Source organism: Burkholderia sp. HAN2018 (genome assembly GCF_024704855.1).
Taxonomy (GTDB): Bacteria; Pseudomonadota; Gammaproteobacteria; order Burkholderiales; family Burkholderiaceae; genus Burkholderia; species Burkholderia cepacia.
Genome location: NZ_QOBB01000004.1, coordinates 1 through 22,261, shown reverse-complemented (window position 1 = coordinate 22,261; position 22,261 = coordinate 1). Strand labels below are relative to the sequence as shown.

Below are 22,261 nucleotides of genomic sequence, written 5' to 3'. Positions count from 1 at the left end.
AGGCCTCAGATGTTGTCCGCGCGCCAACGACGCGGTGACACGCCGGTGACGCGCGTAAATGTTCTGGTGAAGTGGCTCTGATCCGCGAAGCCGCAGATATCCGAGATCATGTGCAGCGGCATGGATGACGTGCGCATGTACATGATTGCGCGCTCGATGCGCTGATTGATCAGCCAGCGATGGGGCGGCAACCCGGTCGTCTGATGAAAGGCTTTGACAAAGTAGCCGCGAGACAGGCCGCACGCTTTTGCGACATCGGCAATCGAGATGTTCCCGGTCAGGTGCTCGAGAAGAAATCCTTTCGCCATTCGCTCCTGCCACGCCGTGAGCTTGCCCGTCGACTTCTCCCGCCGCTCGCCGACGCCGCCGTACTGGCGCGCGACATGCGCCTGAAAGGCGAGCGCGACGTGGTCGACGAAGAGCCGGGAGGCATGCCCGGGCTGCGCCAAAGCGGGGAGCAGGGCCTGGCCCAGGCGATGAATGATCGGATCCACCTTGCTCAAATGCGGCGGCAGGTAAAGCTGTGGCCGCTGCCTGCCCCCGAGTTCATCGACTGTCTCCTCCAGCGTTCGGCGGGGGAGGTGAAAATGAATGCAGTCGAACGTTCCCTTCAGGTCGGAAACCCATCTGCGATCGAGGTCATGGATCGTGACGGTTCCTGCTTGATAAGGGACGAAACGAGCGACACGTCCGTCAAGCCACAATTCCTGTTCGCCGAACGCGCGCAATTGCAACACGACGAGATCGGCGTCTTCAAGTTCGTATGGCGCGGTTCGGCCAATATCCCTGCGAGATGTCTTCAGCCGACTGATGCTGACCTGTGAGTGCGGCAACGTCTGCGTGACGACGCTTTGCCTGAGGTCGGCCGGCATGAAATCAGATGATGCGTTGTCCGACTGTGCGGCAGTCATAAGTCCGCGGGAACGTGAAGAATGGGGCGGCGAAGTATATCAAAGCAAAATTTGGCTGGCGTGCGTCGTGTGTCGCCGATGTAGTGGCAGAGCGTGAATTCGGCGTGACGTGGGCCGCGCTCCTGTCCCGGCCGGGTCGATGTCAGCGATTGGACATACGGACAATCGATCAGCGCGTAAAGGACGTTTTTCCCTCGTTTCAGGCGGAATGTCGTTATTTGAGGGTTCCGGATAAAATGCGACTTTCCGGGTTCTCAGTTAACGACTTCGTCATGCATCGAATCGGATTCTTCGTTTGCCGTGGCTACGATGTGCTCGATCTGGGTGGGCCGCTGTCGGCCTTCAATCAGGTGGCCACCGTGGCGGGCCACACGCCGTACGACCTCCAGGTCATCTCGCAGTCCGGCGGCCCGGTTCCCGGCAATACGGGCGTTTCGATCGAAACGCGGCCGATCGGACGGCGTACGTTCGACACCGTCATTTTCGTGGGCGGGGAGATCGAGCCGATGCGGGCTCCGGAGAACATCGCCGCTGCCAGGAAACTCGGCGCCCGGGCCTCGCGGGTGGCAAGCGTGTGTACGGGGGCGTTTCTGCTGGCGGAAACCGGCTTGCTGGACGGCGTGAGAGCCACGACGCACTGGCTGTACGCGGCTCAGTTGCAGTCGCGCTTCCCGCGCACCCGGGTCGAAGGCGACAGTATCTATATCGAGGAGGGCCGCATCTGGACGTCGGCGGGCATCGCCTCCGGAATCGACCTGGCGCTCGGCATGATTGAACGGGATATGGGTGCGGAGATTGCGCGTGCTGTCTCCAGGTATCTGGTCGTTCCGTATCGCCGACCGGGCGGCCAGTCCCAATTCTCGGCGATGTCGCAGATGGAGCCGGAATCGGACCGGATCCGCATCGCGCTGAATTTTGCCCGGGAGCACCTGGCCGAAGCGTTGCCCGTCGAACGGCTCGCCGATGCAGCACGATTGAGTGTGCGGCAGTTCGGACGCGCATTTCGCCGGGAAACCGGTGAAACACCTGCGAAGGCGGTCGAGCGCCTGCGAGTCGAAGCGGCGCGGCTGCGCCTGCAGAGTGGTAGCGAACCGATCGAGCAGATTGCGCTGGCGGTGGGATTCACCGATCCGGAGCGGATGCGCAGGGCCTTCATCAAACTGCATGGGCACCCGCCGCAAGCGATTCGACGCGAGAGCCGATCGAACGGCGCGCGCTGATCGGCTGCCGGCCGATCAGCGCACTGCCCATGAATGTCCGTCTAACGAATTAGTCGTGCTGCGGGCAGGTCATGATCCGTTTCGCCGGATGCTCATTGGTCATTCGTCGGCAGCGGACCGTAATCGTTCCACATGTCGCGATGCAGCTTCCACGCGCCGCCCTGCTTCAGAAAGATGAGCGTCTGCTTGCCGCGGTATTTGAGCTTTCCGTCGTGGTCATGGATCTCCGTATCCGAGACCTCGGTCACGACCCGGTCGTTGCCGTAGAACTCGTAGTTGCTGAACGATACGGTGACAGGCTTCGATCCGCCATACCCTTTGGTGAGGTATTCGGTGATCGCGCGGCCCCCCGTTACCTTGTCGCCGCCGGGCGGCAAGAGTGTGCCGTCGCGGGTATAGAGGCGACCGATTGATTCGTAGTCTCCTCGCGCGAAGGCATCCGCCCATCGTGCATTCTCGGCTTTGATGGCCGCTTCGGGCGGATGTTGCGAACCACCGGCAGATGCCGGCGTTGCAAACGCGAAAAAGGTGACGCAGGCTGCTGCAAGTGCGGTAGCGAAAGTACGATTCTGTTGCATCGGGTGATTTCCGGTTATAGATCGAATTGAGAGGACTGCGAAAATTGGCAGGGCGGGCAGGCAATGTCGGAGCCGGTGATCATCGAGGCCTGAAAACGGCCCGCGCACATTGCCGGCGCATGTCTCACCGAACGCCAGGAATGCGTGCGAGCCCCCTGGAGGCGCCGGGCAATTCCTTGTCGACCATTGCGACGACTTCCGGCCGCGCGTCCCTCGGATGGCCGGAGTGGAACGGCGGCGCGGGATCGTATTCGATCACGAGTTGCGTGAATTCGGCCGCCTGTCGGCCGCGCAGCTTCTCCGCCACGCGAAGCGCGAAGTCGATGCCCGCCGTCACGCCGCCGCCGCTCATGAACCGGCCGTTGTCGTCTTCCACGAAGCGGTCGGGAACGGGAATCGCGCCATATTCGGCCAGCTTGTTTACGAAGGCCCAATGGCACGCGCTTCGCTTGCCCTTGAGCACGCCCGTTGCAGCGAGCACGAGCGATCCGTTGCAGACCGAGGTAACGTGCCTGGCGCTTTCCGCCAGGCGCCGGATCTGCGCCTGGTACGCGGGTCGCATCGGCGCCGTCAAATCGGACCCGCCGGGGACCAGAATCACGTCCGTCTTCTCGATGTCGGCCAGCCGCTCGGTCTTGCCGTACACGACGCCGAATTCGAGCGTCACGTTGCCGCCATCGAGGCTCGCGTAGCGGACGTTCGTATTCGGCAGCCGATGGAAGATCTCGCTGGGGCCGGCGAAGTCGAGCAGCGTCCCGCCGTCGTAATTGACGATCAGGATGTTGAGCGGTTCATTCGGAGCAAGTTCGCCCTTGCTGCCGGCCTGCGCAAGAGCAGGGGTGGTGTGCGCGAGCAACGCGCTGCCGCCCAGGATGGCGCCGAGGGTGGCGGCGCCCCCCAGCTTGAGGGCATCGCGGCGCGAACGGCCCGCTCTCGTGAGCGGTGTTCCGGAAGCATTGTCTTCGCTACGGTCGGTCAAGATCGTTTCTCCTTGCACTTCGGCCCCTCTGCGAGCGCAACCAGATTGGGCCGGATTGAATGGCCGCCGCGACGAACGGCGTGGCGGACGTGAGATCGGGATGGGGATGAGCCCGGATGACGTGCAGGGCTCAGGCATCGCGCGCCGCAGGCTTAAAGCTGCGACGCGCCGCCATCGACGACCAGTTCGGTGCCGACGACATACGATGATTCGTCGCTGGCGAGATAGAGCGCCGCGTACGCGATGTCCGTGGCGTTGCCCATGCGGCCCACCGGAATGGTTTCGGCGAATTCGGCCTTGCGGTCGCGAACCCATTCGTCGGGCATGCCCCACTTGGTGAGCAGCGGCGTGTCGATCACACCGGGCGCGATCGCGTTGAAGCGGATCTTGCGGTCGAGAAACTCGTAGGACCAGCTGCGGGCGAGCGATCGCACGGCGGCTTTCGCTGCCGCGGTCAACGAGATGCCGTGCTTGCCGGTCTGCGCGACGAACGATGTATTGAGAATGAACGAGGCGCCTGGCCGCAGGTCCGGCAGCACCGCCTGAAGCGTGAACACCACGCCCTTGACGTTGATGTCCATGATCTCGCCATAGAGCGCGTCGTCGATGTCGTTGACCGCGGACGGGAACGCCCAGCCCGCGTTCGCGAATACGACATCCAGGCCGCCGAACGTCTCCTTGACCTCGGCGGCAATCGCCCGCATGTCGTCGAGCGAACGGACGTCGCCCTTGAGAACGAGCGCATGCTCGCCAAGCTCGGCCTTCACGCGCTCGAACACCGTCTCATCGCGGCCCGTCACCGCTACGCGGGCGCCTTCCGCAATGAACAGCTTCGCGGTTGCGAGGCCGATGCCGCTGGTACCACCGGTGATTAACGCTGACTTGTCTTTAAGCCTCATCTTCTGCTCCATTTTTACGTCGTGATTGATCGGGCCGAAGGCTTCAAACGCAATTGCGTTTGTGTGCCTTTTCCGGCTCGATCTTCCACGTGCAGTATGGAACGCGAGGCGTATGGCGCAAAGGTCGTATAACCCTCAAAAAGCGCCACTCGGTTCAAACGGGTGAATAACGCGGCTCGGTGTTTGGCGGAAGCATTGCGTGTTCGCACGCGTCATGTGTGGTCTCGCGGGCGGCGAGTGGCGTTTGGAGCAGGCTCGCGCGGCGGTCGGACGCGCAGTGGTCGCGATGCGGATGTCCGCGCGATCGCAACGAGTGGCCGGTATCTGGAGGCCGTCTGCTTCATTCCTCGCGCTCATAACGCAAACGGTATCCCCCATTCGTTCGCTCGATGCGTGCGAACCCGCGTTCCCCCAGATGCATGCCGGCGATCAACAGCCCCTCCGAACTGACCTGATCCAGAAGCCGTGACCGCGTAGCAGCGGCCAACGACGCATCGTGATCGAAGGCAATCGACACCTCCGGTCGCTGAATCTGGATATGCGGGAAATGAACCACGTCTCCCCACACAAGAAGCCCCTGATCGCGGGATTCAAGCACATATCCGGTGTGTCCATCGGTGTGCCCCGGTATCGGCAGTGCGTCGATGCCGGGGAGCACTTGTCCGTCGTCGAAAAGACGAAGCCGGTCGCCATAAGCATCGAATACCCGGCGCGCCACCAGGAAATTTCCGCGTGCGCGTTCGCTGGCGCGACTCAGATTCCCGTCGTCCTGCCAGAACCCGACCTCGCGTCGATGCACGACCAGTTCCGCGTTCGGGAACGCGATCTCTCCTGCACCGTTCACGAGCCCCCCGACATGATCGGGATGCGCGTGGGTCAGCAGGATGGTGTCGATCGCGGCGGGCTCGATACCGGCCAGCGCCAGGTTCGTCCTGAGTTGGCCGCCCCATTGCCTGAACCCGCCCGCCCCGGCATCGATGAGCACGGTGCGGCCCGCGCCGCGTACGACGTAGCAATTGATGTGTACGGCTTCTGGCTCTTTCTGCCCGGCGTCACGTTGCATGTTCGACGCGTCGGCCGGATCGACATTCGACAGAAAGTCGAGACTCGCGGTGAGGTAGCCATCGCTGATGGCGGTAATCGTGAAATCCCCGACTTGCTGGCCGGGAAAGGTAAGCATGGCCATCGTGCTTCTCCGGATCGGCGAATGGTGGGCTAGTTGCGGGCGTGAATGTTCGACGCGGTGTAACCAAAACACCGGATGCGCGCGGTGAGGCCGGTGCGCTGAACGATCGCACGATCCAGCGCTTCCATGAACCGGTCCATGACCGCCGACGTGCGGGGCGCCCCGGCGCGATACCGAATGTCCGCGTAGACAGGATGCCCGTGCCCGTGCAGAACCGGCTGAAAAATGACGTGGACGTTCTTGAGCTCAGCGCCGAGCACATGCGTACAGAGCTCGACGCAGTCGCGCGACAGCTCGGCAAGATTTTCGTCAGCGGGCATCCGCTGTGCATCGATCGAGAAAGTGACGTTCGGCATCGTGGGCTTACTCCTGGGCAGTTGAAAGGGCGCGTGCGCTTGTCAGTTGCTCCGTCATCGGCGCGTAAAGGTGAACGCCTTCCGCGCGTTCGTCGACAAGCAGCGTGTTGTTGCGCGGCACGACGGCGAGCCAGCGTCGTGCCGGAAACTGCTCCAGCGCGACGGCTTGCATGGCCAGCGGGTCGAGGCCCAACCGGATCAGCGGATCAGGGCCGCCGGCGCACAGCGCGAGGTGTTCGCCTTCCTCCACCGCCGGGGCCAATCCGATAGCGCCATAGAGATTGCGATGCCAGTCGGTGATGTGCTGCTGCCACTTCGCAAAATTGCCGCCGCCTTTCCGGCGATATTCGTCGCCGGTCAGGACATCGAGACCGTCGATCGTGTGAATCGCCAGATAGACGGGGCAACCGCTGCCGATCGCCTTGAACCGCTGCGACGTGTGAAACCCCGTCACCGAGATCAGGGCAGGCAGCTTTTCGAGGCTGTAGAAGTCGTTCCATTCGGCTTCGCTGTCGACGTCGGCGAAGCTGCATTCCACGGTGTAGATCATCGGATCGTCCTTTGAACAGGGTGCACTTCCGTCAGCGAGCGCTTGATGGTCAGTGCGGTAACGTAATGCTAAGCTCGCATTTGCAGCCCATAAAACGAAATAAAGTCAGCCATCAGTGATATTTACTCAAGCTGACGTCGAACCCACCCTGACCGGCGAGCCACGCATGCCCCGCAAGATCCCGAGCAATTCCGCACTGCAGGCGTTCGAAGCCGCGGCCCGACACGGCAGCTTTGCCCGAGCCGCTGATGAACTCGCCCGAACCGAGGGCGCCGTCAGCCGTCAGATCGCCCGGCTGGAGGCGTTCCTGGGTGTCACGCTGTTCGAGCGGATCGGCAACCGGGTACGGCTGGCACCGAACGGTGCGCGGTACGCCGTGCAGGTTCGCGAGATCCTGGACCGGCTGGAACGGGACAGCCTGTACCTGATGGGGCAACCCGTCGAAGGCGCGAGCATCGATATCGCCGCCATTCCGACCTTCGCCACGCGCTGGCTGATCCCCCGGCTGAAACACTTTCAGGACCGGCATCCGAACGTCACGGTGCATATCGCCGAGCGCATGGAACCGTTCCTGCTGGCCGGGAGCGGTTTCGATGCCGCCATCCATTTCGAGCATCCGGCATGGGCGGGGATGCATCTGCATCCGCTGCTGGAGGAAGTGCTGGTGCCCGTGTGCAGTCCGGCGTTGCTGGCGGGCGCCGGGGCGAACCCGTCGCTGGATGCACTGCCACGCCTTCACCGGCGGCAGAACCCGGACGCGTGGCAGGCCTATGCGCAGGAGTCCGGCATCGTGCTGGGCAATTCGGCGGTTGGCGCGCGCTACGATCTCCATTCGATGCTGATCGAAGCGGCGCTCGCGGGCCTGGGTGTCGCGCTGGTGCCGCGTCTTTACGTCGACGCGGAGCTCGAGCAGGGGCGGCTGGTCGCACCCTGGCCGGCGGGCAGGTCCGTCACGAAAAACTTCTGCCTCGTCCTGCCCGAACCGATCGAACTGGCCCAGGGGCCGTTGCAGGCTTTCGCGACGTGGATGCTGAATGACGCCCCGGGCCTGGCACCGTACGGCAGCGCGCGACGCACACCGCGAGGCAGACGTCAGCGCGGCGCTTCCTCTCCACGTTGATTCGCCGCACGCAGGCCGCGATCGGGTGCGCTCGCTCGGCGAGACACCGCCTGCCGAATGCGCCCGTCAGTCGCGCGTATGCGCTCAACCGACGGGCCTGCAAAGCCCCAAGACCAACCGTGCTGCCGGTACTGAAAACCGGTTCCACCCGCGCAATGCGGGTTCTTCCACATGATCGTTTGGTCTCCTTTGCATCCTTGATGACCATTGCTCCATGACGGCAACTCGATAAGGCACGTCGGGCGGGACGACGTGCCGGTGCAAAGCCGTCACGGCGGGATCACAAGACGTCGAGGAAGATCGGTGGATTTAGCGGTTGATGCACCCGTTGTCAACTGACTGGAGGGCCCTGTCTAACTGCCTGCACAGCGTTGTTGAACGTGATTCACTTCGCGTGCTGGTGCGAAAACGTTCGTTTGTGTTCGTTTTTATTCGTTTTCCGGCGTCGGAGTACGTCGGGCCAAACCGTCGCGCCAAGCCGTCGAGTCGGTACGGCCGACATCCCGCGCGCGGGCGACGCTTCAGTGCCGGAAGCGTCGCTGCATCAGCGATTTCCGCATCCTCATCCTCGAGCAACTGACATGTACGTAAAAAATGGAGAGCAAGATGAGCAGATCGATACGAGCGAAAGCAGTGGCGACCGTGGTGGCAATCGCAATGAATGCGGCCCCGGCCGCGAGTGTTGGAACCGTTCTGTCGCTGGCCGGCGCGCAGGCTGCTACCGCCGCGACGACCGCCGTTGACGACTATGCGGCGACCCGGTACCCGATCATTCTCGTGCACGGGCTGACCGGCACCGACAAGTACGGTGGCGTCGTCGAGTACTGGTATCGCATTCCGGAGGACCTGCAGGCGCACGGCGCGGCGGTATACGTTGCCAATCTGTCCGGCTTTCAGAGCGACGATGGCCCGAACGGGCGTGGCGAGCAATTGCTTGCGTTCGTGAAGCAGGTGCTCGCGGCGACGGGCGCGCAGAAAGTGAATCTGATCGGCCATAGCCAGGGCGGCCTGACATCGCGTTATGTTGCGTCCGTTGCGCCGGAACTGGTCGCGTCGGTGACGACGATCAGTACGCCGCACTGGGGCTCGCAATTCGCGGACTTCGTCCAGCAACTGTTGCAGACGGACCCGACCGGCCTGTCGTCGACCGTGCTCGGTGCATTCGCGAATGCGCTCGGCACGTTGACGAGCAGCAACTTCAATACGAACCAGAATGCGATTCAGGCGTTGTCGGTGCTGACGACGGCAAAGGCCGCCGCATACAACCAGAAATTCCCGAGCGCAGGGCTCGGTGCGCCGGGCTCGTGTCAAACCGGCGCGTCGACCGAGACTGTCGGCGGCAATACGCACCTGCTTTATTCGTGGGGCGGCACGGCGATCCAGCCGACAGCGACGGTGGCCGGCGTGACTGGGGCCGTCGATACGAGCGCGAGCGGGGCCATCGATCCGGCGAACGCGCTCGATCCGTCGACGCTGGCACTCCTCGGCAGCGGCACGGTGATGATCAATCGCAGCGCCGGTCCGAACGACGGCGTCGTGTCGCAATGCAGCGCGCGGTTTGGCCAGGTGCTCGGCACGTATCACTGGAATCACACCGATGCGATCAACCAGATCCTCGGCGTGCTCGGCGCGAATGTGGAGGATCCGGTTGCGGTAATCCGCACGCACGCGAACCGCTTGAAGAATCAAGGCGTGTAATCGATGACAGGGAGCAAGCGCGGCATCGCGCGACGCCGGCATGTCCGGCGTCGCGCGATGCCGCGATCCGGGCGCGATCGGGCGGGTCGCCGTGCATCGAGCGATTGCTTCAGCGCGTCGTCGATAACGGTTACCAGGGCGTGGCTTATCCGTGCTTCGGCGCGGTCGATACGCGCTTCATCGCGGAACCGTTCCGGAGGCGCCGGCGAGCTGTCGTGACGGCTATCGGCCATGCGGCCGCGTCAGTCTCGAACGCGTCAGGATCTCATCGTGCGGGCGCAGGGCGCAACGACGTCGATTACTCCCGCACTCGCGAGTGCGGTGCCGGTCTAGAGCCACCGCTCTGGATTCCCGTTGCGCTGCCGCATAAAACGATCGTCATCCGCAGGGAGTGCACGGAAAAAATCGCTTCGTACTCCATCTAAAAAATTCATCGCGATCCGGGAGTATGACCGTCCAGCAAGGAATGCCGGGCGTTTGACGATTTCATTCCCGGCTCGCAGGGGACGCGCTCGATCGTCAGATTCGCGATCCGCATTCAAGCGACGAATGTGTGCATCGCAACAATCCATTTCATTCACGGCAATCGTAACGGTAAGGTGAACGCACGTTCGAATTTGATCGAGCGATGCGAAACCACCCTGTGACGATGCCATGACAACGAACCGCGATCGACCTGCCAAAGTGCCAGCCCCGCCTTCCGGTGTCACGCCGGCAGGCGGCAATGCGCGGGCGGCGGGCCCGCGCCTGCCGGCCAGGCTGGTGGGCCCCATCGTGCTCGGCACGCTGCTCAACGCGCTGAACTCGTCGATGATCGCGGTCGCGCTCGTCAGCATCCAGCAGGCGTTCAACCCGCACGGGCAGGAACGCATCGACACGATGTGGCTCGTGTCGGGCCTTTATCTTGCGACGGCCGTCGGCCAGCCGACGATGGGGCGGCTCGCCGACCGGTTCGGCGCGAAGCGGATCTTCTGCATCGGCCTCGCGATCGTATTGATCGCATCCGCGCTCGCGCCGTTCGCGCCGTCGCTCGGGTGGCTGATCGCGTCGCGCGTCGCGCTCGGCATCGGCACGTCGGCCGCGTATCCGGCCGGCATGGCGATGATCCGCACGTGGTCGCAGCGGCACGCGAACGGCGCGACGCCGACGGGCGGACTCGGCGCGATCTCGGTTGCGGCGCAGGTGGCCGTCGCGTTCGGGCCGCCGCTCGGCGGCGCGCTCGTGCAGTTCGCCGGCTGGCGTGCGATCTTCTGGATCAACGTGCCGATCGTGCTGCTGGCGTTCGCGCTGGCATGGCTGTGGATTCCGGCCGACGTCGTCCCGCGCGGCGCGCAGCAACGCCGCACGCTGCGGGGCACGCTGAAGGAGCTGGACCTGCCGGGCGTCGTGCTGTTCGTCCTGACGCTCGCGAGCCTGCTGCTGTTCCTGCAATCGGTCACGCACGATCCCGACTGGCTGCTGCTCGTCGCGACGCTGGTGCTGTGCCCGGTGCTGGTCGGGCACGAGCGGCGGGCCGCGACGCCGCTGATCGACATCCGCATGCTCGGCGACAACCGTGCGCTCACGAGTACGTACCTGCGTTGCGTCGGCACCTACGCGGTGTTCTACGCGATCTTCTATGCGCTGCCGATGTGGCTGCAGGAGGCCAAGCACCTGTCCGCCGCCGATGCCGGCCTCGTGATGCTGCCGGTCGCCGGGATCGGCACCGTGGCGACGATGCTCGCGACCCGCCTCGCACACCGTCACGGCTCGCGGCCGGTGCTGATCATCGGTTCCGCGATGCTGTGCGTCGGCAGCGTCGTGATGAGCCTGCTCACCAGCGCGATGCCGGTCTGGTCGATCGTACTGCTATCGATCGTGTTCGGCGTGCCGAACGGTTTCAACAATCTCGGCAACCAGGCCGCGCTCTACCAGAGCGCGCCGCACGACCGGATCGGCACGGCCTCGGGGCTGTACCGCACTGCGCAGTATGTCGGCGGCAGCCTGTCGTTTGCGCTCGTCGGGCTGGCGCTCGGCCATCCGGCGAGCGATCGCGGCCTGCGCGAGCTGGCCATCGTCCTGGCGGTCATCAGCGTGCTGCTGCTGCTCAACGCAGCGTCGAGCCGGCACCTGGATACCGCCGCTTCTTCCATCCCCCAACAGAAGTGAGGTTTTGACATGTCCACTCCGACGCTCAATCGCACGGTCGCCCTGGTCGCCATCGATCTGCAGAACGGCATCGTGTCGCTGCCGGTCGTGCCCTACACCGGCGCGCAGGTCGTGGCGAAGACGGTCGAGCTCGCGACCGCGTTCCGCGCGTTGAAGCTTCCCGTGATCTACGTGCACACGAGCTACCAGCCGGACGGCGGCGTCGCGCTGAAGGTCAGGACGGATACGCCGTCGGCGCCGCCGAATCTCGACCCCGAATGGAGCGCGTTTGCACCGGCGCTCGGCGTCGGGCCGTCCGACATCGTCGTGACGAAGCACCAATGGGGCGCGTTCACCGGCACCGACCTCGACGTGCAGCTGCGCCGGCGCGGCATCACGGACATCGTGCTGACCGGGATCGCGACCAACATCGGCGTCGAATCGACGGCGCGCCAGGCATACGAGAACAACTACAACGTCGTCGTCGTCAGCGACGCGGTCAGCACGTCGTCCGCCGACGCGCAGACCTTCGCGCTGACGCAGATCTTCCCGAAGCTCGGGCAGGTCGCCGCGACGGCCGACGTGGAGGCGGCACTGAAGCAGGCGTATTCGCGCTGAACGAAGCGGCGTGTTCGGCGTGCACCATTCAAACAGAGTCATTTACCGAGGCATGACGATGATCAAGACCGATGCATGGGTTCTCTACGCAGGACCGGAACCGAGCAGGAAGCAGGCGCCCGTGGCGGGCGAGCTGCGTCGCGAGACCTTCGAATTCTCCGATCTGGAAGCCGACGAGGTGCTGGTCGAGCCGCTGTACGGATCGTGGGAGGCGAACCTCGACCACGCGCTGTCGCGCAATCCGGTCGACATCTGCCGGCAGCGCCGCGAGGACAAGATCGTGCTCGGCAACGGTGCGCTGGTGCGCATCGTCGAGCGCGGCAGCGGCGTGAAGACGCTGAAGGAAGGCGAGATCTGCATGGTGATGCCGTTCGGCAAGCGCGACGAATACGGGTTCGCCGAGCTCGTCTACGCGTACGACGCGCCGGGCACGATCGGCGTGATGGCGCAGCGGACCAAGATGCGCGCCGACAACCTCGTGGCGGTGCCGACGGACAGCCGTCATTCGCTGCTGCAATGGGCGACGTACGGCCGCTACTTCACCGCGTGGGACAACTGGAAGGTGGCGTCGACGTGCTGGCGCTCGCAGCTGCCGGACGTCGATCCGGCCGACTACCTGGTGTTCGGCTGGGGCGGCGGCACGACGCTCGCCGAACTGCAGCTCGCGAAGCGCGAGGGTTTTCGCGTCGCGATGACGGCGAGCAACGACCGGCGCCTCGAGGAGCTCGCGAAGCTCGGCATCACGCCGGTCGATCGCCGCAAGTTCCCGAACCTCGCGTATGACGACGAGCGCTACAAGACCGATCCGGAGTACCAGGCGAGCTATCGCGAGTCGGAGCGCGTGTTCGTGGAGACGATCGCGGAGCTGAGCGGCGGCCGCGGCGTCGCGATCTTCCTCGACAACCTCGGCGGCGCGCTGTATCGCGCGACGATGCGCGTGGTCGGCCGCACGGGTATCGTCACGACGGTCGGCTGGAAGACCGGGATGCGCCTGTGGAACCTGCGCGCGACGGAATGCATCAACCGCCGCCTGCACATCCACACGCACGCGTGGCGCTACGACGACAGCATCACGATCCGCGATTTCCAGGAAACGAGCGGCTGGATCGGCGAGGAACCGACCGAGATCTTCGATTTCGACGAGGTGCCGAAGCTCGCGTCCGACTACCTGAACGGGAAGATCCAGACGTATTTCCCGATCTACCGGATCAACGCCGTCTGAGCGGCAGGTCGCGCGCCGCGCACGCATCGCTGCAAGACGATTAGTCATGCAGATGATGGCGGTGTGCGGCGCGCCGTGCAATCCATCTGACTGGAGAACGGCATGGCCACTGTGGAAATGGGGAGCGTCGACGCCGGTGCGGCGTCGGACGCGTCCAAACCGGCGCCGCTCGACGGCATTCGCGTGATCGACGCCGCGACGTTGTTCGCGGGCCCGCTCGCGGCGACGATGCTGGCGGACTACGGCGCCGACGTGATCAAGGTCGAGCATCCGGACGGCGATCCGGCGCGCAAGTACGGCGCGCGTCGCGATGACGTGCCGTTGTGGTGGAAGGTGCTCGCGCGCAACAAGCGGGCCGTCACGCTGAATCTCGGCACGGCCGACGGCCAGCGGATCTTCCGCGAAATGGCGGCGCAGGCGGACGTGGTCGTCGAGAATTTCCGGCCCGGCACGCTCGAACGCTGGGGGCTCGGTTACGACGTGCTGTCCGCGATCAACCCGCGGCTCGTGCTCGTGCGGGTGACGGGCTTCGGGCAGTTCGGCCCGTATGCGAGCCGCCCCGGCTTCGGTACGCTGGCCGAGGCGATGAGCGGGCTCGCGTCGGTCACCGGCGAGGCCGACGGGCCGCCGCTGCTGCCGTCGTTCCCGCTCGCCGACACCGTCGCGGGGCTGAACGCCGCATTCGCGATCATGACGGCGCTGAAGGCGCGCGAGCACACCGGGCGCGGCCAGGTCGTCGATCTCGCGATCATCGAGACGATGCTCGCCGCGATGGGCGCGCAGGTCGCGAGCTACGACCAGACGGGCCGGGTGCCCGAGCGCACCGGCAATCGTTCGCCGAACAATTCGCCGCGCGGGGTGTACCGCACGTCGGACGGCAAGTGGGTCGCGCTGTCGACGTCGGCGCACAGCATCGCGGAGCGCGTGATGCGCCTCGTCGGCCGTGCGGACCTGATCGACGAACCCTGGTTCGCGAACGGCGCCGAGCGCGCGAAGCATGCGGACGAACTGGATGCGGCGGTCGGCGGCTGGATCGGGCAGCGCTCGCGCGACGACGTGATCGCCGAATTCGAGCGCGCGCAGGCGGCGGTCGCGCCGATCTACGACGTCGCCGACGTGCTCCGCGATCCGCAGTACGCGGCGCTCGGCTCGGTCGTGTCGGTGCCCGATGCGGAGCTCGGCGCGTTCCGCACGCACAACGTGCCGTTCCGGCTGTCCGACACGCCCGGCGCGATCCGCTGGGGCGGACCGGCGCGCGGCACGCACAACGACGAAGTATTCGGCGCATTGGGGCTGGAGCGGCACGAGATCGCCGATTTGACCGAACGGGGCATTGTATGAAAACCAGCGCAACCTACCGCAGTTACCTCTACGTGCCCGCGCACAAGGCGCAGGTGGTGGACAAGGCGTATGCAAGCGAAGCCGATGCCATCGTGCTCGACCTCGAGGATGCCGTGCCGGCCAGCCACAAGGCCGAGGCACGCGAGGCGGCCGCCGCGATTCTCGCGGAAGGCCCGCCGAAGCCGACCTACGTGCGGATCAACCCGATCGGCAGCCCGTGGTGTCGCGACGACGTCGACGCGATCGCGCAGCCGGCGCTCCAGGCGCTGCGCCTGCCGAAATGCGACCTGCCGCAGCATATCCAGGAAGTGGCCGGCTGGCTCGACGCGCTCGGCAGCGATGCGGGCATCCAGATCCTGATCGAGTCGGCGTACGGTGTCGAGACGGCTTACCAGCTCGCGACCGCGTCGCCGCGGCTGGAGCGCATCGGGCTCGGCGAGAGTGACCTGCGCGCGGACCTGCAGATCGGCGTCGACAACTTCACGCTCGAGGTGTGCCGCGCGCGCTGCGTCGTGGTGTCTCGCGCGGCGGGGCTCGCCGGGCCGATCCAGACCGTCTATCACACGCTGCCCGATCTCGACGGGCTGAGGGAATCGACGCTGCGCGCCAAGTCGATGGGGTTCCTCGGCCGCTTCGCGATTCATCCGTCGCAGCTCGCGGTGATCAACGAGGTGTTCACGCCGTCGGAAGACGAGATTCGCGCGGCCGAGCGGGTGCTCGAGGCGGTCGATGCGACAGCGGGCAAGGCCTCGGCGTCGTCGGTCTTCGTGCTGCCGGACGGCCGCGTGGTCGCGCCGCCGCTGATCGCCAACGCGCGCGTGACGCTCGCGCTCGCGAACAATCTTCGACTCAGTGGAGCACTGGCATGAGCACACCCGAGACGCTTTCCGCTCCGGCGGCCACTGCCGATCCGGTCGCACCGGACCGGCCCGCGCCGCCCGACGGCATCGTCGGCGCGCTCGGCCGCTTCGCGGCGGAGGTGCGCGCCGGAGGGCTGGAATACCGGCTGCGCGTCGAGGCCGCCGCGCGCGTGCTGGACGTGGTCGGCAACAGCCTGATCGCGCACGACGAACCGGTCGTGCAGTCGGTGCTGCAAGTCGCGCGGCGCTGGGCGGGCACCGGCCCGGCGAGCGTGATCGGCGCGCCCGACCGGCTGCCGGCCGCGAGTGCCGCGCTCGTCAACGGCACGCTCGCGCATGCGATGGATTTCGACGATTCGCACATGCTGTCGGTGCTGCATCCGAGTGCGTCGGTGATTCCGGCCGCGCTCGCCGCCGCGCAGGCGAGCGGCGCGTCGGGCGCGGCGCTGCTCGATGCGATCACGGTCGGCACCGAGGTGTGCATCCGGCTGGGCGTCGCCGCCTATAACGAGCGGCTCGGCAATTCGGTGTTTTTCGAGCGCGGCCAGCACGCGACGTCGATCTGCGGCACGATCGGCGCGGCGGCGGCCGCGGCGATGCTGCTCGGGCTCGACGCCGCGCAGATCGCGGCGGCGCTCGGCATTGCCGCGAGCATGGGCGCGGGCCTGCTCGAAGCGAACCGCACCGGCGGCTCGGTGAAGCGGATCCACTGCGGCTGGGCGGCGCATGCGGGCGTGAGCGCGGCGGAACTGGCGGGCGCGGGCGTCACCGCGCCGCCGACCGCGCTCGAAGGCCGCTTCGGCTTCTTCCATGCGTGGTGCGGCGACCTCGCCGACGTCGACGCAGTGCTGCGCGACCTGGGCGACGAATGGGAGACGAGCCGGATCATCTTCAAGCCGTATCCGTGCAACCACTTCACGCATCCGGGCATCGACGCGGCGCTGCAACTGAAGGCGCAAGGCGTGACGGCGGACGACGTGGTGTCGGCCGAGCTGCGGGTCGCGACGTCGACGCTGCGCACGATCGGCGAGCCGGCGGAGTTGAAGGCGAATCCGCCGAACGGTTATGCGGCGGCGTTCTCGGGGCCGTACACGGTCGCGGCGGCGCTGCTCGGCGGCGGCGGGCTCGGCGTCTGGTTCGACGATTTCGACGATGCGCTTGCGCGGGACCCCGCACGGCGCGCCCTGGCCGCGAAGGTGCGTTGCGTGGCCGATCCGTGGTGCGATGCGCGCTTCCCGCATTTCCTGCCGGCGGTGCTGCGCGTCGAGCTGCGCGACGGGCAAGTGCGCGAGGCGTGGATCGAGTCGAGCAAGGGCACGAATTCGCGGCCGCTGACCGAACAGGAACTCACCGCGAAATTCGTGCTGGCGGCGAGTTCGGCGCTCGGCATGGAGCGCGCGCTCGCGCTGCGCGACGCGGTACGGTCGCTCGCCGACGATGCGCCGCTCGATGCGCTCGCGGCGCTGACGTCGGGCACTGAAGGAGGACACCGATCTTGAATGCACCCCGCTGGAAAAAGCGGCCGCCCGGCTCGAACTGGGGCGATTTCGGTCCCGACGATCAGAAGGGGCGGCTGAACTGGCTGACGCCGGACAAGGTGCGGCAGGGCGCAGCCGAAGTGCGGGAGGGGCTGTCGTTCTCGCTGAGCCTGCCGCTCGACGTGCCGCGCGGCGGCGGGCTGAACGCGCGGCGGCGGCCGCCGGCGATCATGCCGGCGCTGCTCGGCGACAAGCCGTATTTCGGTTATCGCGCGGACGAACAGGTTGCGAACGCAACCGATGTGGTCTGCGACGATTCGTTCTGCATGCACTCGCAGTTCTCGACGCAATGGGACGGCCTGTCGCACGTGGGCGGCGTGTTCGACGCGGACGACGACGGCGTGCCTGAAATCGTGTTCTACAACGGCTTCCGGATGGGCGAGCATCTGCGGGTGCCGCAAGAGGGCGACGCGACGGGCGGCGCGCACGCGCTCGGCATCGAGGTGATGGCGCAAACGGGTGTGCAGGGGCGCGGCGTGCTGATCGACCTGCGGCGTCATTTCGGCGACGCGCGCACGAAGGTCGGCTTCGCGCAACTGATGCAGGTGATGGAGGCGGACCGCGTGCAGGTCGAGCGCGGCGACATCGTCTGCATTCACACCGGCTTCGCGGATCTGCTGCTGCATGACGACGGCGGATCGCCGGCAACGGTCGCGAGCGCGTGCGTGCTGGACAGCAGCGATGCGCGGCTGCTGCAATGGATCGACGAATCGGGGCTGGCCGCGCTCGTGGCCGACAACCATGCGATCGAGGAACGTCCGCAACATGCGCAGCCGCTCGCGCAACCGGGCGCGCTGATGCCGCTTCACGAACTGTGCCTGTTCAAGCTCGGTATTCACCTCGGCGAGCTGTGGCACCTGACGCCGCTCGCGAACTGGCTGCATGCACACGGCCGGAACCGGTTTCTGCTGACCGCGCCGCCGCTGCATATCCGCGGCCTGGTCGGCGCACCGGCGAATCCGGTCGCGACCGTTTGAGCTTGCGGGCGGCCGCCGGGGCGGCGCTCGCCCGCATTTTTTTGCAATGCGACCTTTTTTCAAAAATCGCGAATCAAATGGCCGATTGGCACGGTATCCGGAAGAATCGATGCGAAACGGACCCACTAATTTAAAAAATTAACCAATACCGCTCGATACCTAAAAATATAGATACGTCAAGATTGGACTATTCTTGTGCATTGCACTAAATATCAGGGGATTGCTCCGATTGCGGAATTTCGCGATCGCAATCGGAGGCGGTGTTTAACCTGTTTAGTGGATGGTCGCAAACATGAATCTACGTTCGATCGATCTGAACCTGCTGGTCATACTCGATGCGCTATTGACGGAGAAACAGGTCACCCGGGCCGGCCAGAAGGTCGGCCTCACGCAGCCGGCCGTCAGCAACGCGCTGGCGCGGCTGCGGTTCCTGTTCAAGGACGAGATCCTGGCGCGCACCGCGGTCGGCATGGAGTTGACGCCGCGCGCACAGGCACTGGCGATGCCGATTCGACAGATCATGCAACAAATCGAGGAATTATTTGAATCGGATTATCAATTCAATCCTTTTACGTCCGAGCGCCATTTCACGTTGCGCATGTCGGATCTCACCGAATTGCTTTTGCTGCCGGCTCTGCTGCGTTGCATGCGCTTGACCAGCCCGAATATCGGCATGGACGTCGTGCACATGAGTGCCGCCAAGACCGCCGACGCACTCGAATCGGGGCTGCTCGACCTGGCGATCAGCGCCGGCCTCGAACATTCGGGCACGCTGTCGTCGCAAATCGTGTTTCATGACCGGATGGTCTGCGTGATGAGCCGCAGCCATCCGGAAGCGGGCACGCCGCTGACGCTCGAACGGTTTCTCGCGCTCGACTTCCTCAACGTGACGATCAATCCGGTCGACCACAGCCTGGTCGACAACCTGCTTGCGAACATGAACTGCACGCGGCGCATCGCGCTCAACGTGCCGCACTGGCTCGTCGTGCCGAACATGCTGGACGCGCTGCCGTACGCGGTGATCATGTCGGAGCGGCATGCGCTGAGCCTCGACGATGCGCGGCTCGTGATCCGCGACCTGCCGCTCGCGATGGAGCCCGTCGCGTGGTCGCTGTACTGGCACCGGCGCTACGACGGCAGCAACGCGCACGCGTGGCTGCGCAGCCGCATCGTCGAGGTCGCGGAAGCGCTCGAACGGCACGGCGTCGCGGCGGAAGCTTAGGGTTCGTTCACGCAGGTCAGCCGACGACGAGCAGCGGCGGCAGCGTCGCGACGTCGGGCTGCTCGTCGAGCCGCCACAGGTAATCGAGCGCCGCGCGGATCTGCGCCGGGCTCCAGTGCCGCCGGCAGTTCTTCGCGAACTTCGCCTCGTAGTCGTCGCGCCGCATCGGCCGCGTCGGCGAGCCGGGCAGGTCGTCCACCTGCTTCGTGCAGACCGACCCGTCTTCGCACACGGCCGTTACCCGGTTCGGCGCGTGCGCGGGATAGCGGGCGGTCAGCGCCGGGTCCTCGCGCACCGTGATCCGCTCGATCAACGCGCGCAGCGCCGGATCGTGCAGCGCATCGGGCCGGTAGCTCTCGGTCGTGATGTCGCCGTCGAGCATCGCGCGCGCGACGATGTACGGCAGGCTGTGATCGGCGGTCTCGTGCGTCGACGGCGCCCATTTTTCGCGGTCGCGGCCGGCCGTCACATAACCGACTTCGGTCGTGTCGATCTCGATGCGCCGGATCCGGTGCAGGTCGCCGACCTGCGCGGCGACGTCGAGCGCCGCCGGAATCGCGGTTTGCGTGAGCCCTTGCGCGGGATAGAACTTCACGAAGCACTTGCCGATCCGGAACGCGCCGCCGCGCCCGCCGAATTCGCGCGTGTCGACGGCGAACGGCCCGGACACCTGCGGAAAGAATCCCGCCATGCCTTCGAAGATCGGCGCGGGGCCGGTCAGCCCGGCCCGCGCGAGCTGCGTCGAAAACACCGCGTTGCGCGCCGCGTCCGCATCGGCGAGCGCCTTCCAGTTCGACAATTCCTGGACGCGCGTCTGGTTCAGCGCGAGATGGCTGTTGATCGACAGGTTCACCGCCTGCACCAGCTGCGGCGCGGGCATGCGCATCAGCTTGCCCGCGGCGAGCGCGACGGCGGGCAGGCTGTAGCACGTGTGATCCCAGCCGCGCGGGCTGATCGCGGCGGCGTCCATCAGCCGGCACGCGATCTCGTAGGCGATCGCGATCGACAGGATCAGGTCGCGGCCGTTCGCATGCTGCGCTTCGGCGACCGCGAGGCACGCGGACATGTTGTCGCTCGGATGGCCGGTCTCCTTGCCGGCGTATGCGTCGTTGAAATCGTAGTAGCGCAGTGCGGTGCCGGTCGCGAACGCGGCGAGATCGGGGCTCGTGCGCTGGTTCGTGCCGACGATCGTGGACACGCCGCCCGGCGACGCGAGCGCCGCGTCGCGCGCGATCCGCACCGGACGTTCGTCGTGCGCGGCGATCGCGCAGCCGAGCGCGTCGATCAGGTGCGCCTTGATCGTTTCGATCGTCGCGGCGTCGAGGTCGCGATACTGCAGCCCGGCCGCGTAGTCGGCGAGCTGCTGCGCGAGATCGGGGCGGCCGGGGCTGACGCCGGCGGCCGGCAGTGCGCCCGCGCGGGCGTGGGCGAACGGCAGCGCGAGCGCCGCGCCGGTCAGCGTGGAAAGGAAGTGGCGGCGGTTCATTGTGCGAAGACTCCGAAGGTTCCTGAGGCTGGGGAGAGGCGAGATCAGAACAGCTTGCGCAGGCCGAGTGCCAGGCCCGCGCTGCTGGCGCGGTCGCCGGCCAGCGTGTAGTGGAGGAAGTTGTAGTTGTAGTTGTCGAAATCGAGCGCGGCGCGGCGCGCGTAGCCGCCCGCCAGGTACAGCGTGACGGCTTTCGACAGGAAGTAGTTCAGCTGCAGCGTGACCTGCTGCGGGTTGGCCGGGTGCGGGGTGGGTGTCTGCGCGTTCGGCGCATTCTGCGCGCGGATGTCCTCGTAATAGAACGCGCCGACCGCCTGCAGGTAAGGGGTGATCGCGTAGCGCACGCCGGCCCACCAGAACGTGTAGCGCGTCACGACCGACGGCGCGGCGACGCCGCTCTGGCCGTGCGTGACGCCGGCCAGCAGCTGCGCACGGCCGACGGACGCGATCGCGGCGGCGGCGTAGCGGCGGAAGTGCGCGAAGCCGCCCGGCTGCGGTGTGTTGACGTTGTCGAACGCGGCGGCGAGCGAGAATGCGCCGCCGGCATAGTCGAAGCCGGCGCCATAGGCGGCGTTCGACTGGAACGCGCCGGGCGTGCCGCCGAACGAATAGTGCGTTTCGAGCGTCAGCGGGCCGATCTTCGCCAGGTACTTGGCGACGTTGTTCTCGCGGAAGTTGACGCCGACGATCGCGCCGGCCGGCTCGTACAGCGTCGAGTACGCGCCCGTCGGCGAATAGCGCTCCATGACGTCGAACAGCGTCGTGTACTGGTGGCCGAGCCGCAGCGCGCCCCAGCGCTCGTGCTGCAGCCCGACCCATGCGGAGCGGTCGAAGCCGCCCGCGCCGGTGCCGGTACCGTTGTTCAGGTTGATGCCGCTTTCGAGCCGGAACGCGGCCTGCCAGCCGCCGCCGAGTTCCTCGACGCCCTTCAGGCCCCAGCGCGAGCCGCTCTTGCCGCCCGACGCCATCCGCACGAGCGATGCCGACGACTTGTCGCCGGGCGCGGCCTGATGGGTGAGGAATTCCGTATAGATGTCGGCCACGCCATACAGCGTGATCGTGCTCTGCGCGCAGGCGCCGGCCGATACGAGGCCCAGTCCGCACAGTGCGGACATCCGCTTGCCCATGGTTTGTCTCCTTCCAGGGTTTGTTCTTTGTTTGAGTTCGGCGCCGCGCCGGTCGAGCGGTGCGGCGGTGCGGCGGTGCTGCGGGGCGACGCTATCCGGGCCGGGTGGTGAACGGACGGCATCGTGACGGGGCGCGTGCGCGCACCGCGCGACGCGCGCATGGACGTGCAGCGATGAAGGGCGGCGCCCGCATTACCGGGGCACGCCGTCGGCGCGCGCCTGTACCGCCGCGTGACGTGCGAGCAC

General features: G+C 66.1%; 20 protein-coding genes. 11 read left to right on the top strand and 9 right to left on the bottom strand.

All coding sequences use genetic code 11. From position 1 onward, the window contains the following. Positions 1 to 5: 5 nt before the first annotated feature. Entirely contained in the window at positions 6 to 911 is a 906-nt protein-coding gene (locus DPV74_RS01645) for an AraC family transcriptional regulator (RefSeq protein ID WP_060196955.1), read from the bottom strand. A gap of 272 nt (positions 912 to 1,183) precedes the next feature. Here DPV74_RS01645 and DPV74_RS01640 point away from each other — a divergent pair, with 272 nt between their 5' ends. After that, on the top strand, positions 1,184 to 2,131 hold the full coding sequence (locus DPV74_RS01640) for a GlxA family transcriptional regulator (RefSeq protein WP_027792773.1): 948 nt from the start codon (positions 1,184 to 1,186) through the stop codon (positions 2,129 to 2,131). 92 nt (positions 2,132 to 2,223) lie between these two features. On the opposite strand, the gene DPV74_RS01635 is transcribed toward DPV74_RS01640, so the two are convergent. The 6 genes from DPV74_RS01635 to DPV74_RS01610 all read right to left on the bottom strand — a co-directional run bounded on the left by DPV74_RS01635 (position 2,224) and on the right by DPV74_RS01610 (position 6,679). Beyond that, positions 2,224 to 2,709 (bottom strand): DUF4440 domain-containing protein, encoded by a 486-nt coding sequence (locus DPV74_RS01635; protein WP_027792772.1) that lies wholly within the window; start codon positions 2,707 to 2,709, stop codon positions 2,224 to 2,226. A 124-nt stretch (positions 2,710 to 2,833) separates the two neighbouring features. Continuing rightward, positions 2,834 to 3,706 (bottom strand): DJ-1/PfpI family protein, encoded by an 873-nt coding sequence (locus DPV74_RS01630; RefSeq protein WP_370448754.1) that lies wholly within the window; start codon positions 3,704 to 3,706, stop codon positions 2,834 to 2,836. Positions 3,707 to 3,840: 134 nt separating this feature from the next. After that, positions 3,841 to 4,587, bottom strand: a complete 747-nt coding sequence (locus DPV74_RS01625; RefSeq protein ID WP_027792770.1) for an SDR family oxidoreductase — start codon at positions 4,585 to 4,587, stop codon at positions 3,841 to 3,843. A 340-nt stretch (positions 4,588 to 4,927) separates the two neighbouring features. Next, a complete protein-coding gene (locus DPV74_RS01620; protein WP_119336390.1) occupies positions 4,928 to 5,773 on the bottom strand; it encodes an MBL fold metallo-hydrolase in 846 nt (281 codons plus the stop codon). A 29-nt stretch (positions 5,774 to 5,802) separates the two neighbouring features. Further along, positions 5,803 to 6,129, bottom strand: coding sequence for a hypothetical protein (locus DPV74_RS01615; RefSeq protein ID WP_060372575.1), 327 nt, complete (start codon positions 6,127 to 6,129; stop codon positions 5,803 to 5,805). A gap of 7 nt (positions 6,130 to 6,136) precedes the next feature. Beyond that, positions 6,137 to 6,679, bottom strand: a complete 543-nt coding sequence (locus tag DPV74_RS01610; RefSeq protein ID WP_027792767.1) for a hypothetical protein — start codon at positions 6,677 to 6,679, stop codon at positions 6,137 to 6,139. Positions 6,680 to 6,845: 166 nt separating this feature from the next. Between DPV74_RS01610 and DPV74_RS01605 the strand changes: the two genes are divergently transcribed. The 10 genes from DPV74_RS01605 (at position 6,846) to DPV74_RS01560 (ending at position 19,402) form a co-directional block, all read left to right on the top strand. Then, on the top strand, positions 6,846 to 7,799 hold the full coding sequence (locus DPV74_RS01605) for a LysR substrate-binding domain-containing protein (RefSeq protein WP_060372577.1): 954 nt from the start codon (positions 6,846 to 6,848) through the stop codon (positions 7,797 to 7,799). Between the two features lie 606 nt (positions 7,800 to 8,405). After that, entirely contained in the window at positions 8,406 to 9,497 is a 1,092-nt protein-coding gene (locus DPV74_RS01600) for a triacylglycerol lipase (RefSeq protein ID WP_119336417.1), read from the top strand. A 654-nt stretch (positions 9,498 to 10,151) separates the two neighbouring features. Beyond that, a complete protein-coding gene (locus DPV74_RS01595; RefSeq protein WP_059699439.1) occupies positions 10,152 to 11,645 on the top strand; it encodes an MFS transporter in 1,494 nt (497 codons plus the stop codon). Positions 11,646 to 11,654: 9 nt separating this feature from the next. After that, positions 11,655 to 12,242 (top strand): hydrolase, encoded by a 588-nt coding sequence (locus DPV74_RS01590; RefSeq protein ID WP_119336389.1) that lies wholly within the window; start codon positions 11,655 to 11,657, stop codon positions 12,240 to 12,242. A 58-nt stretch (positions 12,243 to 12,300) separates the two neighbouring features. After that, the gene (locus tag DPV74_RS01585; RefSeq protein ID WP_162922919.1) at positions 12,301 to 13,464 is read left to right on the top strand and encodes a zinc-binding alcohol dehydrogenase family protein; all 1,164 of its coding nucleotides are present in this window, start codon (positions 12,301 to 12,303) and stop codon (positions 13,462 to 13,464) included. 102 nt (positions 13,465 to 13,566) lie between these two features. Continuing rightward, positions 13,567 to 14,805: a CaiB/BaiF CoA-transferase family protein gene (locus DPV74_RS01580; protein WP_119336387.1), complete on the top strand. Its 1,239-nt coding sequence runs from the start codon at positions 13,567 to 13,569 to the stop codon at positions 14,803 to 14,805. Beyond that, entirely contained in the window at positions 14,802 to 15,674 is an 873-nt protein-coding gene (locus DPV74_RS01575; RefSeq protein ID WP_027792760.1) for a CoA ester lyase, read from the top strand. Before DPV74_RS01580 ends, DPV74_RS01575 begins: the two co-directional genes overlap by 4 nt. After that, complete coding sequence (locus DPV74_RS01570) at positions 15,671 to 17,164, top strand: MmgE/PrpD family protein (protein WP_060316824.1); 1,494 nt, start codon at positions 15,671 to 15,673, stop codon at positions 17,162 to 17,164. Before DPV74_RS01575 ends, DPV74_RS01570 begins: the two co-directional genes overlap by 4 nt. Beyond that, positions 17,161 to 18,180 carry a cyclase family protein gene (locus DPV74_RS01565; RefSeq protein ID WP_060196938.1) on the top strand — a complete coding sequence of 340 codons (1,020 nt, stop codon included), beginning with the start codon at positions 17,161 to 17,163 and terminating at the stop codon, positions 18,178 to 18,180. Before DPV74_RS01570 ends, DPV74_RS01565 begins: the two co-directional genes overlap by 4 nt. 292 nt (positions 18,181 to 18,472) lie before the next feature. After that, positions 18,473 to 19,402: a LysR family transcriptional regulator gene (locus DPV74_RS01560; RefSeq protein ID WP_059699660.1), complete on the top strand. Its 930-nt coding sequence runs from the start codon at positions 18,473 to 18,475 to the stop codon at positions 19,400 to 19,402. A gap of 16 nt (positions 19,403 to 19,418) precedes the next feature. Here the strand turns inward: DPV74_RS01560 and DPV74_RS01555 are convergent, their stop codons facing one another. Further along, a complete protein-coding gene (locus tag DPV74_RS01555; protein ID WP_119336386.1) occupies positions 19,419 to 20,888 on the bottom strand; it encodes an MmgE/PrpD family protein in 1,470 nt (489 codons plus the stop codon). Between the two features lie 44 nt (positions 20,889 to 20,932). After that, positions 20,933 to 22,015 (bottom strand): porin, encoded by a 1,083-nt coding sequence (locus DPV74_RS01550; protein WP_060372584.1) that lies wholly within the window; start codon positions 22,013 to 22,015, stop codon positions 20,933 to 20,935. Positions 22,016 to 22,261 lie beyond the last annotated feature (246 nt).

What these genes read in the sequence shown, in the direction of transcription:
- DPV74_RS01595 (WP_059699439.1), top strand. Translation starts at nt 10,152, where the DNA reads ATGACAACGAACCGCGATCGACCTGCCAAAGTGCCAGCCCCGCCTTCC.
- DPV74_RS01590 (WP_119336389.1), top strand. Translation starts at nt 11,655, where the DNA reads ATGTCCACTCCGACGCTCAATCGCACGGTCGCCCTGGTCGCCATCGAT.
- DPV74_RS01615 (WP_060372575.1), bottom strand. Translation starts at nt 6,129, where the DNA reads ATGCCGAACGTCACTTTCTCGATCGATGCACAGCGGATGCCCGCTGAC.
- DPV74_RS01605 (WP_060372577.1), top strand. Translation starts at nt 6,846, where the DNA reads ATGCCCCGCAAGATCCCGAGCAATTCCGCACTGCAGGCGTTCGAAGCC.
- DPV74_RS01635 (WP_027792772.1), bottom strand. Translation starts at nt 2,709, where the DNA reads ATGCAACAGAATCGTACTTTCGCTACCGCACTTGCAGCAGCCTGCGTC.
- DPV74_RS01620 (WP_119336390.1), bottom strand. Translation starts at nt 5,773, where the DNA reads ATGGCCATGCTTACCTTTCCCGGCCAGCAAGTCGGGGATTTCACGATT.
- DPV74_RS01645 (WP_060196955.1), bottom strand. Translation starts at nt 911, where the DNA reads ATGACTGCCGCACAGTCGGACAACGCATCATCTGATTTCATGCCGGCC.
- DPV74_RS01570 (WP_060316824.1), top strand. Translation starts at nt 15,671, where the DNA reads ATGAGCACACCCGAGACGCTTTCCGCTCCGGCGGCCACTGCCGATCCG.
- DPV74_RS01600 (WP_119336417.1), top strand. Translation starts at nt 8,406, where the DNA reads ATGAGCAGATCGATACGAGCGAAAGCAGTGGCGACCGTGGTGGCAATC.
- DPV74_RS01555 (WP_119336386.1), bottom strand. Translation starts at nt 20,888, where the DNA reads ATGAACCGCCGCCACTTCCTTTCCACGCTGACCGGCGCGGCGCTCGCG.
- DPV74_RS01610 (WP_027792767.1), bottom strand. Translation starts at nt 6,679, where the DNA reads ATGATCTACACCGTGGAATGCAGCTTCGCCGACGTCGACAGCGAAGCC.
- DPV74_RS01625 (WP_027792770.1), bottom strand. Translation starts at nt 4,587, where the DNA reads ATGAGGCTTAAAGACAAGTCAGCGTTAATCACCGGTGGTACCAGCGGC.
- DPV74_RS01560 (WP_059699660.1), top strand. Translation starts at nt 18,473, where the DNA reads ATGAATCTACGTTCGATCGATCTGAACCTGCTGGTCATACTCGATGCG.
- DPV74_RS01640 (WP_027792773.1), top strand. Translation starts at nt 1,184, where the DNA reads ATGCATCGAATCGGATTCTTCGTTTGCCGTGGCTACGATGTGCTCGAT.
- DPV74_RS01550 (WP_060372584.1), bottom strand. Translation starts at nt 22,015, where the DNA reads ATGGGCAAGCGGATGTCCGCACTGTGCGGACTGGGCCTCGTATCGGCC.
- DPV74_RS01580 (WP_119336387.1), top strand. Translation starts at nt 13,567, where the DNA reads ATGGCCACTGTGGAAATGGGGAGCGTCGACGCCGGTGCGGCGTCGGAC.
- DPV74_RS01585 (WP_162922919.1), top strand. Translation starts at nt 12,301, where the DNA reads ATGATCAAGACCGATGCATGGGTTCTCTACGCAGGACCGGAACCGAGC.
- DPV74_RS01575 (WP_027792760.1), top strand. Translation starts at nt 14,802, where the DNA reads ATGAAAACCAGCGCAACCTACCGCAGTTACCTCTACGTGCCCGCGCAC.